General features: G+C 70.7%; 12 protein-coding genes and 1 pseudogene. 6 read left to right on the forward strand and 7 right to left on the reverse strand.

The features are described from left to right. Positions 1 to 135 precede the first annotated feature (135 nt). Positions 136 to 783 carry a dihydrofolate reductase family protein gene (locus ACQEUU_RS32070; RefSeq protein WP_433072847.1) on the forward strand — a complete coding sequence of 216 codons (648 nt, stop codon included), beginning with the start codon at positions 136 to 138 and terminating at the stop codon, positions 781 to 783. Positions 784 to 933: 150 nt separating this feature from the next. On the opposite strand, the gene ACQEUU_RS32075 is transcribed toward ACQEUU_RS32070, so the two are convergent. The 3 genes from ACQEUU_RS32075 to ACQEUU_RS32085 form a co-directional block, all read right to left on the reverse strand. Then, on the reverse strand, positions 934 to 2274 hold the full coding sequence (locus ACQEUU_RS32075; RefSeq protein ID WP_433072848.1) for a maltokinase N-terminal cap-like domain-containing protein: 1341 nt from the start codon (positions 2272 to 2274) through the stop codon (positions 934 to 936). A gap of 3 nt (positions 2275 to 2277) precedes the next feature. Continuing rightward, complete coding sequence (treS, locus tag ACQEUU_RS32080; protein ID WP_270156163.1) at positions 2278 to 3978, reverse strand: maltose alpha-D-glucosyltransferase; 1701 nt, start codon at positions 3976 to 3978, stop codon at positions 2278 to 2280. Positions 3979 to 4050: 72 nt separating this feature from the next. Next, on the reverse strand, positions 4051 to 6090 hold the full coding sequence (locus tag ACQEUU_RS32085) for an alpha-1,4-glucan--maltose-1-phosphate maltosyltransferase (RefSeq protein WP_433072850.1): 2040 nt from the start codon (positions 6088 to 6090) through the stop codon (positions 4051 to 4053). A 237-nt stretch (positions 6091 to 6327) separates the two neighbouring features. Between ACQEUU_RS32085 and glgP the strand changes: the two genes are divergently transcribed. Both glgP and ACQEUU_RS32095 read left to right on the forward strand, forming a co-directional pair. Beyond that, the gene (glgP, locus tag ACQEUU_RS32090) at positions 6328 to 8910 is read left to right on the forward strand and encodes an alpha-glucan family phosphorylase (protein WP_433072852.1); all 2583 of its coding nucleotides are present in this window, start codon (positions 6328 to 6330) and stop codon (positions 8908 to 8910) included. Positions 8911 to 8955: 45 nt separating this feature from the next. After that, positions 8956 to 9852 (forward strand): MurR/RpiR family transcriptional regulator, encoded by an 897-nt coding sequence (locus ACQEUU_RS32095; protein WP_433072854.1) that lies wholly within the window; start codon positions 8956 to 8958, stop codon positions 9850 to 9852. On the opposite strand, the gene ACQEUU_RS32100 is transcribed toward ACQEUU_RS32095, so the two are convergent. Next, entirely contained in the window at positions 9815 to 10543 is a 729-nt protein-coding gene (locus tag ACQEUU_RS32100) for a hypothetical protein (protein ID WP_433074521.1), read from the reverse strand. The two genes, ACQEUU_RS32095 and ACQEUU_RS32100, sit on opposite strands and share 38 nt — an antisense overlap. Before the next feature lie 39 nt (positions 10544 to 10582). Continuing rightward, positions 10583 to 11227 (reverse strand): annotated as a pseudogene (locus ACQEUU_RS32105) (N-acetylmuramoyl-L-alanine amidase); the annotation flags it as partial. A gap of 649 nt (positions 11228 to 11876) precedes the next feature. On the opposite strand from ACQEUU_RS32105, the gene ACQEUU_RS32110 reads away from it, so the two are divergent. Continuing rightward, a complete protein-coding gene (locus ACQEUU_RS32110; protein ID WP_433072856.1) occupies positions 11877 to 12650 on the forward strand; it encodes an enoyl-CoA hydratase/isomerase family protein in 774 nt (257 codons plus the stop codon). On the opposite strand, the gene ACQEUU_RS32115 is transcribed toward ACQEUU_RS32110, so the two are convergent. After that, the gene (locus ACQEUU_RS32115) at positions 12647 to 13720 is read right to left on the reverse strand and encodes an endo-1,4-beta-xylanase (RefSeq protein ID WP_433072858.1); all 1074 of its coding nucleotides are present in this window, start codon (positions 13718 to 13720) and stop codon (positions 12647 to 12649) included. The two genes, ACQEUU_RS32110 and ACQEUU_RS32115, sit on opposite strands and share 4 nt — an antisense overlap. Next, positions 13717 to 15060: a glycoside hydrolase family 30 protein gene (locus tag ACQEUU_RS32120; RefSeq protein ID WP_433072861.1), complete on the reverse strand. Its 1344-nt coding sequence runs from the start codon at positions 15058 to 15060 to the stop codon at positions 13717 to 13719. Before ACQEUU_RS32120 ends, ACQEUU_RS32115 begins: the two co-directional genes overlap by 4 nt. A gap of 194 nt (positions 15061 to 15254) precedes the next feature. Between ACQEUU_RS32120 and ACQEUU_RS32125 the strand changes: the two genes are divergently transcribed. Together ACQEUU_RS32125 and ACQEUU_RS32130 are read left to right on the forward strand one after the other, a co-directional pair. Then, a complete protein-coding gene (locus tag ACQEUU_RS32125) occupies positions 15255 to 15647 on the forward strand; it encodes a hypothetical protein (protein WP_433072863.1) in 393 nt (130 codons plus the stop codon). Continuing rightward, entirely contained in the window at positions 15638 to 16843 is a 1206-nt protein-coding gene (locus ACQEUU_RS32130) for a DUF6395 domain-containing protein (RefSeq protein WP_433072865.1), read from the forward strand. Before ACQEUU_RS32125 ends, ACQEUU_RS32130 begins: the two co-directional genes overlap by 10 nt. The last annotated feature ends 21 nt before the right edge of the window (positions 16844 to 16864 follow it).

Here is a 16864-nt window from a genome sequence, read left to right on the forward strand (position 1 = left end):
ACCCCGACAATCACCGAAAGTGCGGAATCTTGGGTTTATAGAAAAATAAGCGCAGGTACGGCCCGTTTCGTCAATCCGGGCGCCTCGGCTCCGACCAAGGTCTCGACGGAGTGGTACGACCCCTGAGGAGGACCCATGGCCCAGCTGCTGAGAGTGCAGAACTTCACCGTCTCCAGCGACGGGATCGGCGCCGGCGCCGACCAGAGCCTCGAACGCCCGTTCGGCGGCGACATCGACCCGGGCGCGATGTTCGCCTGGGCCGGCGCCACGGCGAGCTGGCCCAACCGCACCGAACCCGGCGGGAGCCGCGGCCTCGACGACTACTTCACCCGCGACTTCACCAACGACATCGGCGCCGAGATCATGGGCCGCAACAAGTTCGGCCCCCAGCGCGGCCCCTGGCAGGACCACGAGTGGCGCGGCTGGTGGGGCGACGAGCCCCCGTTCCACACCCCGGTGTTCGTCATGACCCACCACGAACGCCCCTCCTTCACGCTCTCCGACACCACCTTCCACTTCGTCGGCGGCGACCCGGCCACCGTCCTGGACAGGGCGCGCGCGGCGGCGGGAGGCAAGGACGTCCGCCTCGGCGGCGGCGTCACCACCATCCGGGAGTTCCTGGAGGCCGACCTCGTCGACACCCTGCACGTGGCGGTCTCACCGGTGAAGCTCGGAACCGGACTGCGGCTCTGGGAGTCACCCGACGACCTGCGCGACCGCTACCACCTGGAGATCGTCCCCAGCCCGAGCGGCGTCACCCACCACCTGTTCTGGCGCAGGTGACCCGGGGCACTCCTGGCCGGTTCGAGCGGAGCGACACCGGAGACGGCGTAGCCATAGGAGAGGCGATCCAGCGCGGCGCCGACCGGCGGCCATCGACTCGGTCGAACGCCTTCCGCTGTGGTGCGTGGTGCGACATAGGCCGCGCCGGGTCTAGCGGAAGGCCGCCAGTGGGATCGAGATCCAGGCCGGGCGGTTGCGGGCCTCGTACATGACCTCGTAGACCGCCTTAGACAGCTCGAAGGCGCGCAGCAGCGCCGCGTCGGCCGGGGTGATGACGCCGCCGCCCTCCGCGTAGCCCTCCAGGAACGCGGCCCTGTTGCGCTTGGTCCACTCCTCGGCCTTCGGCTCCAGGCGGGCCGCCTCGGCGTGGCCGGCGAGCAGGTGCCGGGAGGCGTAGTCGAACGAGCGCAGCATGCCGGCCACGTCGCGCAGCGGCGAGGAGAGGGCACGGCGTTCGGCGAGCGGCCGGCCGGGCTCGCCCTCGAAGTCGAGCACCACCCAGTCGGTGGTGGTGCGCATGACCTGGCCGAGGTGGAAGTCGCCGTGCACGCGCTGGACGGGGAGTTCGGCGGTCAGTTCCTCGGCCCGGTGGTAGGCCCGCTCCACCGCGGGCACGTACGCGCGCAGTTCGGGCACCTCGGCCACAGCCTGGCCGAGCTGCCGCCTGAAGTCCTCGACCATGCGCTTGACCTCGGGCGGATCCATCACGCCGGTGTCGAACGCCTCGCGCAGTTCGTGGTGGACGCGGGCGGTGGCCGCGCCGAGCCGGTTGGCCTCGGCGGCGAAGTCGCCGCCGGCGTCCGCCGCGGGCAGGCCGGGCAGCGAGTTGTACAGGTCGCGCACGCTGGTGAGCGCCAGGTCCCAGCCGTCGGTGGAGTTCGACAGGTACTCCTGCATGATCGCCAGTGTGGTCGGGACGCCGTCGAGGTCGGTCTCGATCCACCCGTACGGCTGCGCGATGTGCGGCGCGTGCCGGGCCGCCAGCGCGGTGGTGATCTCCAGTTCGGGGTTGACGCCGGGGACGAGCCGGCGGAAGAGCTTGCAGATGTACTCCTCGCCGAACACCAGTGAGGTGTTGGACTGTTCGGCGCCGAGCACGAGGCTGCGCTGCGTGGTGTCGATCGCGACGTCGGGCAGGCGGCGGAAGCGCACGCCCGCCCGGTCGGCGTCGTCCGCCATGGACTGCAGCATCCAGTGGGTCAGCTCGTGGTCGTGGACGGCGTCGTAGGCCGCCCATTCGCCGTCTTCGGCGTGGTACGGCCCGATGTAGGCGTGGGTGAGGGTGTCGGGGAGCTCCCTGCGCAGGCCGAGCGGGAGCTGGTATCGCTCGTGGGACCCTTCCTGGCGCACCGACACGACCAGGTGGCGCAGGCTCGGGTCTCCGGCTTCGAGGAGCACGTCGGACTCGACCGACAGTGAGTCGATCGGGCGCCCCTTGCCGCCGAACCAGCGTTGGCGGGTGATCCATGCGGCAAGGAGCTCGTCCAGCACGTCCTATTCCTCCTGGGTGCGGACCGGCGGCAAGGTGAACCAGTAGAACCCATGCCCAGGAAGCGTCAAAAGATACGGAAGTTCCCCAATTGGGGGAAATGGCACGCCGCCCATCGTCTCCACCGGCGACACGCCGACGAAGCGGCGCAGGTCGAGCTCCACCGGCTGCGGGAAGCGGGACAGATTGTTCACGCAGAGCATGCGGTCGTCGCCCAGCTCCCGGACGAACGCGAGCACGCTCGGGTTGGAGGAGTTGAGCTCGGCGAACTCGCCCAGCCCGAACACCGGGTGGCGCTTGCGGATCTCGATCATCCGGCGGGTCCAGTGGAGCAGCGAGGCGGCGTTCTTCTGCTGGGCCTCGACGTTGAGCCCCTGGTAGCCGTAGATCGGGTCCATGATGACCGGCAGGTAGAGACGGCCGGGGTCGCAGTCGGAGAACCCGGCGTTGCGGTCGGGGTCCCACTGCATGGGCGTGCGGACGCCGTCGCGGTCGCCGAGCCAGATGTTGTCGCCCATGCCGATCTCGTCGCCGTAGTAGAGCACCGGCGAGCCGGGCAGCGAGAGCAGCAGGGCGGTGAACAGCTCGATCTGGTTGCGGTCGTTCTCCAGCAGGGGGGCCAGCCGGCGGCGGATGCCGACGTTCGCCCGCATGCGGGGGTCCTTGGCGTACTCGGCGTACATGTAGTCGCGCTCTTCGTCCGTGACCATTTCGAGGGTGAGTTCGTCATGGTTGCGGAGGAAGATTCCCCACTGGCAGTTTTCCGGAATTTTCGGCGTTTGGGCCAAAATTTCGGAAATGGGGTAACGAGACTCCCTGCGGACCGCCATGAAGATGCGCGGCATCAGCGGAAAATGGAAGGCCATGTGGCATTCGTCCCCGCCGCCCACCGGGTCGCCGAAGTACTCCACCACGTCCGACGGCCACTGGTTGGCCTCGGCCAGCAGCACCCGGTCCGGGTAGATCCGGTCGACCTCGGCCCGCACCCGCTTGAGGTACTCGTGCGTCCTGGGGAGGTTCTCGCAGTTGGTGCCCTCCTCCTCGAAGAGGTACGGCACCGCGTCCAGCCGGAACCCGTCGATGCCCAGGTCCAGCCAGAAGCGCAGGACCTCCAGCATCGCGTCCTGCACCGCGGGGTTCTCGTAGTTGAGGTCCGGCTGGTGGTGGAAGAACCGGTGCCAGTAGTACTGGCCGCGCACCGGGTCGTAGGTCCAGTTGGACGTCTCGGTGTCGATGAAGATGATCCGGGCGTCGGAGTAGCCCGTGTCGGTGTCGGACCAGACGTAGAAGTCGCCGAACGGTCCCTCGGGATCGTGCCGGGACGCCTGGAACCAGGGGTGGGCGTCGCTGGTGTGGTTCATCACCAGGTCGGCGATGACCCGCATGCCGCGCTTGTGCGCCTCCTCCACCAGCCGTACGAAGTCCCCCAGATCACCGAACTCCGGGAGGATCTTCATGAAGTCGGCGATGTCATAGCCGCCGTCGCGCAGCGGGGACTCGTACAGCGGGAGCAGCCAGAGACAGTCCACGCCGAGCCACTGGAGGTAGTCGAGCTTGTCGATGAGGCCGCGGATGTCACCCGTGCCGTCGCCGTTGGAGTCGGCGAAACCCCTGATCAGCACCTCGTAGAAGACGGCGCGCCGATACCAGTACGGATCGCGGGGTTTCTCGTCGTCGAAGGTGTTGGGAATGGGTGTGGAGCTCATGAGCTCTCCTCTCCGGGGCTCATGAGGGAGGCGCTTGCACACACAGTTGAAGACTCCCCGCTGAATTCAGCTCTACCGTGGTGAGGCTCGCACGGTGAGAATGTGGGCCGGCTGGATGTGAGGGTCGAGCCGCACGTAGTTGTTCTGCCTCCAACGGTACGACTCGCCGGAGAGCTCGTCGTCCACCACGAACTCGGCGTTCCAGTCGAGCCCGAGGGCGGGCAGGTCGAGGTCGACGGTGGCCTCGTGGGTGTGGTGCGGATCGAGGTTGATCACCGCTATGACGACGTCGCCCAGTCCGTGCCGTCGGGTGGCAGTGTCGTAGGCGCCGGAAAGCCGCTTCGAGAAGCAGACGATGTCCGGCTGGTCGACCCTGTGGAACCGTAGGTTACGCAATTCCTGAAGCGCCGGATGGGCTCTTCGGAACAAATTCAGGCGGGTGATGAAGGGCGCCAGGCTGCGGCCTTCCCGTTCCGCGCCCGCCCAGTCGCGCGGCCGGTACTGATATTTCTCGCTGTCGAGGTATTCCTCGCTTCCCGGGCGCACCGGAACGTTCTCCGCGAGTTCGTACCCCGAGTACACCCCCCACGTCGGTGAGGCCAGCGCCGCCAGCGCGGCCCGGATCTTGAACGCGGGCACCCCGCCGTGCTGGAGGTACTCGTGCAGGATGTCCGGCGTGTTGACGAACAGGTTGGGCCGCAGGTAATGGGACGTGGCGTGGGCCAGCTCCATGAGGTAGTCCTCGACGTCCCACTTGGAGTTCTTCCACGTGTAGTACGTGTAGGACTGGTGGAAGCCGACCTTGGCCAGCGTGCGCAGCATCGGCGGCCGGGTGAACGCCTCCGAGAGGAACAGCACGTCCGGGTCGGTGGCGTGGATGTCGGCCAGGAGCCGCTCCCAGAACCCCACCGGCTTGGTGTGCGGGTTGTCGACCCGGAAGATCCGCACGCCGTGGTCCATCCAGTGGCGCAGCACCCGCTTGATCTCCGCGTACAGGCCCTCGGGGTCCCTGTCGAAGTTGAGCGGGTAGATGTCCTGGTACTTCTTGGGCGGGTTCTCGGCGTAGGCGATGGTGCCGTCGGCGCGGATGGTGAACCACTCGGGATGCTCCTTGACCCACGGGTGGTCGGGGGAGCACTGCAGGGCGAAGTCGAGCGCCACCTCCATGCCGAGCTCACGGGTGCGGCCGACGAAGTCGTCGAAGTCCTCGATGGTGCCGAGGTCGGGATGGACGGCGTCGTGCCCGCCGTCCTCCGAGCCGATGGCCCACGGCGAGCCGGGCTCGTCGGGCTCGGGGCTGAGCGTGTTGTTGCGGCCCTTGCGGTAGGTGTGGCCGATCGGATGGATGGGCGGCAGGTAGACGACGTCGAAGCCCATCTTGGCGATGGCGGGCAGACGCTTGGCCGCAGTCTGGAAATTTCCGGATTTGCTGATGACAGAGTCGCTGACCACGGCCCCTTCCGAGCGCGGGAAGAACTCGTACCAGGATCCGTAGAGGGCCCGCCGCCTGGCCACCCGCACCTTGTACTGCTTGGCCCTGGTGATCAGGTCGCGCAGCGGGTGGGCCGCCAGCAGCGAGGCGGTCTCGGGCAACTGCGCGATCGACAGCCGGGCCCGCGGGTCGAGGTCGGCGTCGCGGAGCTTGGCCGCGACGCCGAGCAGGGCCGCCCGGTGTCCGCAGGCGCTCTCGCCGCCGTTCGGGGCCGGGCAGTCGGCCTGCCGCACGGCCTTGGCCGCGCGCTCGAACAGCCGGGCGCCCTCCTCGCACATGAGGTCGGTGTCGAGGCCGCGCGGGATCTTGATCTCGGCGTCGTGCAGCCAGCTCGCGACGGGGTCGCTCCAGGCCTCCACGCGGAAGAGCCAGTCGCCCTCGCTCGGCAGGCAGACGTCCACGGCCCACCGGTCGGTGCCGGGGGCGGTCTCGCGCATCGGTCTCAGCCGGGCCCGCTGCCCGTCGGGCGCGGTGAGCACGACTCCGGCGGCCACGGCGTCATGGCCCTCCCGGAACACGGTCGCCGAGACCTCGAAGGTCTCGCCTGCGACCGCCTTGGCGGGCCACTGCCCGCAGTCGACGACGGGGGAGATGTCCGTGATGGGAATTCGTCCGATCATCGCATTTCAGGGTTGCGACGGCACTCGGTACCGCCGGAGGCTTTCCTGGCAGGATCGATCCTTGCACGTGGATTGCGGGCAGCAGTGGATAGACCTCCCGAGTGTCCCCGGGAACACCTGACAGTGGAGAAAGTTGCCCCGATAGTCCTCATTCATGCTTCGTCCCGGAAGGGGTTTGAACGCCCGGGCTGGGGGTGAAGGAAAGAGACGTTCCTCCTAGCCCGTAGGGTTCCTATTGTGAGAGCTATCCGCCGGTTCACCGTCCGGACCGTCCTGCCCGCGGAGCTGGCCGCACTCGGCGAGCTCGTCCACAATCTGCGCTGGTCGTGGCACCCAGAGACACTGGATCTCTTCGCCGAGGTCGACCCCGTCCTCTGGGAGCAGGTGGGTCACGACCCTGTCGCCCTGCTCGGCGCCGTGGGGCCCGACCGGCTGGCCGAGCTGGCCGCCGACCGCCGCTTCCGGCGACGCCTCGCCGACGCGGCCGACGACCTGCGCGAGTACATGACCGCGCCGCGGTGGTACCAGACGCTGCCCGACGCGGCGCGGGCCATCGCCTACTTCTCCCCCGAGTACGGCATCGCCGCCGCCCTGCCGCAGTACTCGGGCGGCCTGGGCATCCTGGCCGGCGACCACCTCAAGGCCGCCAGCGACCTGGGCGTGCCCATCCTCGCGGTCGGCCTGCTCTACCGGCACGGCTACTTCACCCAGTCCCTCTCGCCCGAGGGCTGGCAGCTGGAGCACTACCCGTCGCTCGACGCGGGCGGCCTGCCGCTGAGCCTGCTCAAGGAGCCCGACGGCGCCCCGGTCAAGGTCCGCATCTCCCTGCCGGGCGAGCGGGTGCTGCACGCCCAGGTGTGGGTGGCGCAGGTCGGGCGGGTGCCGCTGCTGCTGCTCGACTCCGACGTGGCCGACAACGACAGCGCCGCCCGCGACGTCACCGACCGGCTCTACGGCGGCGGCAGCGACCACCGGCTGATGCAGGAGCTCCTGCTCGGCGTGGGCGGGGTGCGCGCCATCCGCGCCTTCTGCCGCATCACCGGCAGCCCCGAACCCGAGGTGTTCCACACCAACGAGGGCCACGCGGGCTTCCTGGGCCTGGAGCGCATCCGCGAGCTGACCGAGTCGAGGCTCTCCTTCGACGAGGCGCTGGAGGCGGTGCGGGCCGGCACGGTCTTCACCACCCACACCCCGGTGCCCGCCGGCATCGACCGGTTCCCCGTCGACATGATCGCCCGGCAGTTCGGCGGCGACAACGCCTGGCCGACCGTGCCCGTCGAGCGCATTCTGGCGCTCGGCGCCGAGTCCGACCCCGGCCGGTTCAACATGGCCGTCATGGGCATGCGGCTGGCCCAGCGCGTCAACGGCGTCTCCCGGCTGCACGGTGAGGTCAGCCGCGAGATGTTCCAGGACCTGTGGCCGGGCTTCGACGTCGACGAGGTCCCGATCGGCTCGATCACCAACGGCGTGCACGCGCCCACCTGGGTCGGCCGCGAGTTCATGGAGCTGGCCGGACGCGAGCTGCCGTCGCTGCTGGAGCGGGCGCGCGGCTGGGAGGGCGTGCAGAAGATCTCCGACGCCGAGATCTGGGAGATCAGGCGCACGCTCCGGCGCCGCCTGGTGGAGGGCGCGCGGGAGCGGCTGCGCCGGTCGTGGCTCGACCGCGGCGCCTCGCCGGCCGAGCTGGGCTGGATCGACGACGTGCTGGACCCGGAGGTGCTGACGATCGGGTTCGCCCGCCGGGTGCCCTCCTACAAGCGGCTCACGCTCATGCTCAGCGACCCCGAGCGGCTGACCGAGCTGCTGCTCGACCCCGAGAAGCCGGTGCAGATCCTGATCGCCGGCAAGGCCCACCCCGCCGACGAGGGCGGCAAGAAGCTCATCCAGCAGATCGTCAAGTTCGCCGACCGGCCCGAGGTGCGCCACCGCCTCGTCTTCCTGCCCGACTACGACATGGCCCTGGCCCAGCTGCTGGTGCAGGGCTGCGACGTGTGGCTCAACAACCCGCTGCGCCCGCTGGAGGCGTCCGGCACGTCCGGCATGAAGTCGGCGCTCAACGGCGGGCTCAACCTGTCCATCCGCGACGGCTGGTGGGACGAGTGGTACGACGGCACCAACGGCTGGGCCATCCCCACGGCCGACGGCGTGACCGACCCCGACCGGCGTGACGAGCTGGAGGCCGCCGCGCTCTACGACCTGATCGAGCACGAGGTGTCCGACCGCTTCTACGACCGGGCCGCCGACGGGCTGCCCCGCCGCTGGATGGAGATGGTCAAGCACACGCTCGCCTCGCTCGGGCCCAAGGTGCTGGCCGGGCGGATGCTCCGCGACTACGTGGTGGACCTCTACCTGCCGGCCGCCAGGGCCGCGCGGGCGCTGTCCGCCGACGGGTACGCGTCCGCGCGGGCGTTCGCCGACTGGCGGCTCAAGGTCACCAAGGAGTGGCCGGGCGTGCGCGTGGAGCACGTGGAGGCCTCCGGCGTCGGCGACACCCCCGAGGTGGGGGCCGCGCTGGAGCTGCGGGCCACGATCACGCTCGGCGACCTGGGGCCCGGCGACGTGCTGGTGGAGGCCGCGTACGGCAAGGTCGGACCGCACGACGAGCTGATCCATCCGGATTACGTCGAGCTGACCGCCGGCGGGGTCGACGACGACGGCCGGGCCCACTACACCGGGGTGGTTCCGCTCAGCCGGACCGGCGCCTTCGGCTACACCGTCAGGGTCGTGCCGAACCATCCTCTGGTGGCGGCGCGGGCCGAGGTGGGGCTCATGGCCGTGCCCGAGGAACCGGTCGGCATGACGAACGGCACGCTCCGCTGATCACACGGTGTGGAAATAGGCTCGACCAGCGGCATAATCGGGGGCGTGGACGACACCGGCACCGGCATGCGAGCCGACACCCTGGTGGCAACGGTCCGTGGGGTGCTGCCGTCCCTGACGCCCGCTGCCCGGACCGTCGCCCAGCTGATCCTGGAGGATCCGGCGACGGTCGCCCGCAGCACGATCACGGAGCTGTCGGCGGCGTCGGGCACGAGCGAGGCCACGATCGTGCGCACCGCCAGGCTGCTCGGCTTCGCCGGCTACCCGCAGCTGCGGCTGGCGCTGGCGGCGGCCGCCGCCCAGCCCGACCGGCTGGTGCCCGGTGACCTGGCCCCCGACGACCCGCTGTCCGAGGTCATCCAGAAGGTCGCCAGGGCCGAGTCCGAGGCGATCAACGACACGGTCGCCCAGCTCACCTCCGAGCGGCTCGGCCTGGTGGTCGACGCCATCGCCGGCGCCCGCCGCGTCGACGCCTACGGGGTGAGCGCCTCCGGGCTGGTGGCCGAGGACATGGCGCAGAAGCTGCTGCGCATCGGCCTGTCCAGCCACGCCTTCCAGGACGCCCACCTGGCGCTGACCAGCGCCGTCCTGCTCCAGGATGGCGACGTGGCCATCGGCATCAGCACGTCGGGCGAGACGCCCGACGTGATCGAGCCGCTGCGGCGGGCGGGGGAGGCCGGAGCGACGACCGTCGCCATCACCAACAACCCCCGCTCGTCCATCGCGGAGCTGGCCGAGCACGTGCTCATCTCGGCCGGGCGCGAGACGGAGTTCCGTCCCGGCGCCCTGGCCAGCCGCATCAGCCAGCTCCTCGTCGTCGACTGCGTGTTCGTCGGCGTGGCCCAGCGCACCTACGACTCCTCGCAGGAGGCGCTGGCCCGCACCAAACGCGCGGTCTCGGAGTTCACCCGGAGAACGTCACCCGCACGTCGTCAGCCTTGACGAACATGATCCGGTGCCCGAACTGGATCTGCAGATACTTCGTCCTGCCCCTGACCACCTGGTGGCCTGCCGGGTCGAAGGTGACCGCGCGGTAGTACTCGGCCGCCGCCGGTCCGGCCAGGGTGTACGTCTCGCCCGCCGAGAAGGCGTACTGCAGCGGCGTGACCGCCTGGTACGGGACGCCCTCGGGGTAGGCCTCCTGCTCCGGGTAGGCCCTGCCGTACACCGGGACCGTCGCCAGGCCCGGCCTGGGCGTGACCACGAGCCCCATCGACGGCACGGCGGTCGGGGCGGAGGCCGGGTTGTGGAACCACGCCTTCTGGCCGAGATACCAGATCGCGGTCCAGTCGCCCTGCCGGCCGGCCACCGCGTACCGCTGGCCGGTGCTGGCCCGCGCGCTGTGGTCGTACACGCTGTAGAGCGACTCGCCCGTGGGGTGCTTGCCGATGTCCTTGACCAGCGGCGCGTCCTCGCGCGGCTCGGTGCGCAGCCAGACGGTGTGCGCGGGCAGCGGCGGGCAGGCGGCCTCGGGGTTCTGCCGGTCGCAGCCGTAGAAATACGGCTTGTTGGTCTCGAAGTCGGGCCTGATCATGACCGCGCCGGAGCGGGGGCCGCCGAACGGGTGCAGCGGGGCGCCGAGCAGCTTGAAGTAGTGCGCCCAGTCCCAGAACGGGCCGGGGTCCTCGTGCATGCCGCGCACCGTGGTCGGGAGGGTGCCGGGCACGTTGTCGTGGCCGATGATGTGCGCCCGGTCCAGCGGCACGCCGTGCCGCAGCGCCAGGTAGCGCACCAGCCTGGCCGACGTCCGGTACATCGCCTCGGTGTACCAGGTGTGGCCCTCGGCGAGGAATCCCTCGTGCTCCAGCCCGATGGACTTGGCGTTGATGTACCAGTTGCCGGCCTGCCAGCCGACGTCCTCGGCCTGATGTGCTGGGCGATGTGCCCGTCGGACGAGCGCAGCGAGTAGTGCCAGCTCGCCCGGTAGGCCGGGTCCTTCACCAGCCCGATCGACGGGCCGAAGTAGCCCTCCATGTCGTGGATGACGATGTAGTCGATCTTCTGTGAGGCCGGGCGGTCCGCCAGGTCGTGGTTGCCGTAGCCGCCGCCGGGCAGTTCGGCGTACCCGGCCGGGATCCACTCGCAGGACACGGTGGGCGGGCACTCGACGCCGTCGCGGCGCGGCGGGCGCAGCCCGAGCTTCTTCAGCCAGGCCGTCACCTTGTCCAGGCCGGTGACGGGGTCGAGGGTGACCCGGTGGCCGTCGTCGGTGACCCGCCGCTCGCCCGACTCGATCGTGGCGAACACCTCGTCGGCGAAGAACCGGGCGGCCTCCTCCTGGTCGGCGCCCGAGTACTTGGCGACCGCGCCGTACCACTGGCCGGGGTCGTCGCTGAGCGGCGCGCCGATCGACTTCTGGTAGTCGGCGAGCAGCGCGGCGCCGCCCCTGATGTTGGCGGCCGGGTCGGCGCGCAGCCGGTCGCGGCTCTCGCCGGTCAGTTCGGCGGCCCGCTCCAGGGTGCGCAGCGCGGCGGGGATCTCCGGCGCCTCCGGGGCCTCGGCGGGCGGGAGGGCCTGCCTGCTCTCGTCGCCGCGCGGGTCCTCCGGGCTCTCCCCGTGGTGGTTCGAGCCGGAGTACGCGGCCGCGTCGGTCAGGTGCATGGGGCCGAAGCCCGCGTTGTTGCTGGGCGTCCCGGCGTGGGAGTCCCAGCGTGACTCGAGGTAGGAGACGCCGAGCAGGACGCTCTCGGGGACCTGGAACTCCTCGGCGGCGGCCGAGAAGGCCGCCTGGCGGTCGCCCGGCTCGGCGGCCCGCGCGGCCGTGACGTCGACTAAGGGCAGGATGGCGACCGCGGCGATCGCCAGCGCTCTGCGCATGTGCCGCTCCTTGTGAGGGGCTGTTCGGAACGGAGTCAGCGTCTCAACATTTTCCTTCTCTGGCGATAGCTTTGCGAAGGAATTCTTCACCCTTTCCCCGGTGCGGACCTCCCGGGGCCGGTGAACAGGCGGGCGATAGGGTGCGCAGCATGGCTGAGTACGTACGCGTCGAGGTGGCCGACCAGATCGCCACGATCCGACTGGACCGTCCGAAGATGAACGCGCTCAACGCCCAGGTGCAGCTGGAGATCGCCGAGGCGGCCCGCCAGGTGGACGCCGACCCGGGGGTTGGCGCCGTGGTGATCTACGGCGGCGAGCGGGTGTTCGCCGCGGGCGCCGACATCAAGGAGATGGCCGTCATGTCGTACGCCGACATGTCGGCCCACTCGCGCACCCTCCAGGACTGCTTCACCGCCGTGGCCCGCGTCGGCAAGCCGGTCATCGCCGCGATCACGGGATACGCGCTCGGCGGCGGCTGCGAGCTCGCCCTGTGCGCCGACTTCCGGGTCGCCGGGGAGTCCGCCAAGCTGGGCCAGCCTGAGATCCAGCTCGGCATCATCCCCGGCGCCGGCGGCACCCAGAGGCTGCCGCGTCTGATCGGCCCGTCCCGGGCCAAGGACCTGATCTACAGCGGCCGCCACGTGTCCGCCGCCGAGGCGCTGGCCATCGGCCTGGTCGACCGGGTCGTGCCCGACGCCGAGGTCCACCAGGCCGCCCTCGACTGGGCCGCCACCTTCACCGGCGGCCCGGCGATCGCGCTGCGGGCCGCCAAGCAGGCCGTCGACCGGGGGCTGGAGGTGGACCTCGACACCGGCCTGGAGATCGAGCGGCTCCACTTCTCCGGCCTGTTCGCGACGGAGGACGCGAAGAACGGCATGACGGCCTTCGCCGAGAAGTCCACCCCCACCTTCACCGGGCGCTAACGCCGCCTGGTCGCCAGCAGGGCGTGGTAGGCGGGCTTGGGCCGCAGGTCCTCGTCGAGGATGCAGGCCGCGCCCTCACCCTCGAACCAGCCCGGGACCCACGAGTGCCGGTCGGTGAAGCCCCATACGGTGAACTCGCGGCAGGCCTTGACGCTCAGGCAGTCGGCCAGCGCCCTGCTGTAGTACTCGGCCTGGGTGGCGAGCTTCTCGGGCGTGACGGGCAGCACCATGCGCACGTCCATCTCGGTGACCGCGATCTCCAGGCCCAGGTCAGCGAAACTCCGCATGACGTCGGCCCAGCCGGCGGGGTAGTCGTACTGGATGCCCAGGTGGCCCTGGAAGCCCATGCCGTCGATCGGCACCCGCTGCGCCTGCAGCTCCTTGACCAGGGCCAGGTAACGGTCGATCTTCCCCTGGTTCCACTCGACGTTGTAGTCGTTCAGGTAGAGCTTGGCGCGCGGGTCGGCCTGGCGGGCCCAGCGGAAGGCGTCGGCGAGGTAGCCGGGGCCGAGGTGCTCCAGCCAGATGCTCTGCCGCAGGTTGCCCTCGTCGTCGACCACCTCGTTGGCCACGTCCCAGGCCCTGATCTTGCCCTTGTAGCGGCCGACCTGGGTGCGGATGTGGTCGCGCAGGATCGTCCTGAGCTCGGCCGGGCCGATCGAGCCGTCCGCCACGCCGCTGGTCAGCCAGGCGGGGAGCTGGTTGTGCCAGATCAGCGTGTGGCCGCGCACCTTCTGACCGTTGCGGCGTGCGTTCTCGACCACCGCGTCCGCGTCGTCCCAGGTGAAGACGCCGCGCTCGGGCTCGACGCTCTCCCACTTCATCGCGTTCTCGGCGGTGACGTGGGTGAACTCGCGGTTGAGCACCCGGCGGTAGTCGGCCTCGGACCGCAGCACGGCCGCGTCCACCGCGCTGCCGATCCTGATGCCGTTCTTGCGGGCCAGGTCGCGCAGGTCGCGCACGTGGTGGTGGCCCTTGGGGGCGTCCTGCCCGCTGGGGGCGGCGGACGCGGGCAGGGCGAGCGCGGGCACGGCGAGCACCAGTGCGAGCGCGACGAGCCGGGATCTCATCGATGGCCTCCGACGACGACGGTGGTGAGCGAGCGCGGCTGGAGCGTGACGCTCCCGCCGGTGGTGGGGACGGGGGCGAGGTCGTGCGTGCTGTCGGTCAGGTACGCGGTCGCCCGCCCGCGCACGCCGTGCCAGACGACCGGCTCGGCGCCGGTGTTGATCACCTGCGTGACCGTGGACCCGTCACGGTTGCGGAAGGCGGAGACCTTCAGCGCCGGGTTCCCGCTCGCGGCGTCGACCCGGACCGCGCCCGGCCGGATGAACCTGCCGTACGCGGCCAGCGCCCAGAACCGCTTGGCCACCCGGTAGGTGCCGGCGGTGTCGTCGATCTGCATCAGCGCCCTGGTCGCGCCGCGTGAGGCGCCGAACCAGTAGACGTAGGCGTTGGCCCGGCCGAGCGTCAGCGCGTCGTGCACGGCCAGGGCGATCGTCATGCCGTCGTAGCCGCTGCCGTCGTCCCAGTTCTCGTTCCAGGTGGTGCCGTCGGGGTTCCACTCCGACATCCAGACCTTGCGGCCGGTGGGCAGCGGGCCGTCCACGGGGCTGGCGTACGTGTGACCGGTGTGGACCTTGACCCAGCGGCGGGCCTCCGGGTCCGCCTCGATGGCCCGGGTGTAGGCGCGCGCCTCGTCCCAGCCGAAGGAGTCGCAGCAGACCACGTTCATGCCCCGGGCGATCGGGCCGAGCACCTTGACGAACGCGGCGGCCTGCTCGGGGGTGAAGCGCATGGAGGCGTACACGGCGGTGTAGTCGGGCTCGTTGGTGAAGGCCAGGTCGGTGATCCTGATGCCTTCCTTCTTGTAGAACCTGGTGTAGTCGACCAGGTAGCGGGCGTACGCCTCGGCCCACTCCGGCTTGAGCGTGCCGCCGTTCTTGTCGTCGCCGTTGTCCTTCATGTAGCCGGGCGCGCTCCAGGCGTTGGCGTAGAACCGCTCGACGCCGTAGCGCTGTGCCTCCTTGGCGACCCACACCTGGCTGTTGTCGTCGCCGTCCCAGACGTAGCGCGGCCGGGCGTCCGGGCCGCCGGGGTCTTCCGGCTGGTGGGAGACCATGTGGTCGTACGGGCTGCCGGCCGGCGAGGAGCCGATGCCCAGGCGCAGGATGCTCAGGCCCGCGCCCTTGCGCGGGTGGAACCACAGGTCGAGGATCTCGCGCCGCTGGGCGGGCGTGAGCGCCTCCAGCAGCTCGTTGCGCCTGAAGGCCTGGGAGATGCCGAACCCGTCGATCTCCTGGTGGCGGATGTGTTCCCGGACGGTGACGGCCGGCGGGTCCCCGTGGTGCGGCGCGGGGCTCACGCCGGTGAGTCCGAGCAGGGTGACCGCGACAACGCCGCGTAACATGGCGCCTCCGAAACTTTTCGGAATCGCGACGATATATTTCGTCGCCAGCCGGAAACGTAAAGGGCGCAAGCGGCTTCGTCAACACCTGTGTCAGGAGCCGGCCCGGGACGAATCGATGCCGGACCCATACCGATCCAGCCACAGCCCGGTCCGGGCCCAGATGGGCGGGATGCAAACGACTATGGTGAATTTTCATGAAGCGCGTCCTCGTTCCCGCGCGGCTGCGTCAGGCCGTGCGTTCGTGGTTCGATTCCCGGTACATCTCCATCGCGGACCATCGCCAGGACATCAGGGACGCCCTCTGGGAGGTGCGGACGCTGCGTCGCGAGATGGCCGCCCTCCAGGGCGAGGTCGAACGCCTGCGCACCGCCGTCAAGCGGCAGCCGCCCGACAAGGCGCAGGCCGGGGTCGCGGACGCCCAGCGGCTCGCCGGCGACGCCCACCGCCTGGCCAGGGAGACCGCCCAGGCCCTCGACGGCCTGCTGCAGAACGAGGTCCTCATCTGGCAGGCGATCGACGACCTCAGGGACCGCACCTCCACGGGCGTCGCGTCCCGTCCGCGTGAGGACCAGCAGCCGTGCGCGTGACCTGGGCCGCAGGCACCCTCACGTTCCGGCTTGATCCCGAGGACGAGATCACCGGCAAGGCCGCCGACGGGTATCCCGTCAAGCTGGCCACGAACTCCTGCACGATCACGAACGTGCCGGACGACGCCCACCCCGACCTGTTCGCGGTCGCCGCCTGGACCGTCGTCGCGCCCTGGACCAGGCGGCGGATCGTCTTCGACCGGGCCGTCTCCGCCGAGCTCGCGCGGGCGCTCCACGACGGCTGGGGCGTCGAGGCCGGCCCGGTCGGCGCGGACCCCCGGCCCGCCGGCGGCACGCTGGCGATCTCGTACAGCGGCGGAGCCGACTCCGTGGCGGCGGCCGTGGTCTATCCCGACGCCCCGTTCGTCCACTTCCGCCGGGCGCCGCACCCCCGGGTGCCGAACCGGTGGCCGCACTACCGCTCCGACGTCCTGGCCAGGCTCGCCCGCCAGACGGGCCGGCCGCTCACCGAGGTGCGCTCCGACCTGGAGTACACGCTGGCCGAGCCCCGCCCCGGCTACCCGGAGCACCACGCGGTGGCGGCCGGCGCGCTGCTCAACGCCGACCGGCTGGGCCTGGGCGGGCTGGCCTTCGGGTACGAGATCGGCTCGCGCTGGCTCGGCGGCGGCCGCTACCTGCACCGCTTCACCCCCGACAACCCCATGTGGGCCCCGCACGGGATGTGGGGCCGGCTCTTCGCCGCGGCGGGCGTGCACATCGTCCTGCCCGTCGGCGGCGTGAGCGAGGCCGTCACCATGCGCCTGGCGCTGGGCTCGGAGCTGGCCGCGCAGGTCCGCTGGTGCCTCCAGGGCACCGGCGGCCCCTGCCGGACCTGCGCCAAGTGCCTCTACAAGGAGCTCATCCAGGCCGCCGTCGAGCGCCGCCCGCTCGACACCCCGCTCACCGCCGACCACCCGCGCGCCAGGAAGTGGCTCCGCCCGCCGCCGTACGGGGGGCAGGAGATGGTCGAGTACGGCCTGGCCCGCATCCCCGGGATCGAGGACACCCTCTTCGCCGACTGCCTGGAGTACTTCGAGGCCAGTGAGGAGTCGACCAGCTGGCTCGACCACTGCTACCCCCCGGCGCTCGCCGAGATCCCGGAGCCGTGGCGTGCTCAGGCCGTCTCCTTCATGACCGCCCAGGTCGGGCTCATGACGGAGAAGGAGATCCACCGCGTGGAGACCTGGGGCTCCTGAACCCGATAGCGTCTCGCCCGG

The organism is Nonomuraea sp. CA-218870, assembly GCF_050936535.1.
Classification (GTDB): domain Bacteria; phylum Actinomycetota; class Actinomycetes; order Streptosporangiales; family Streptosporangiaceae; genus Nonomuraea; species Nonomuraea corallina.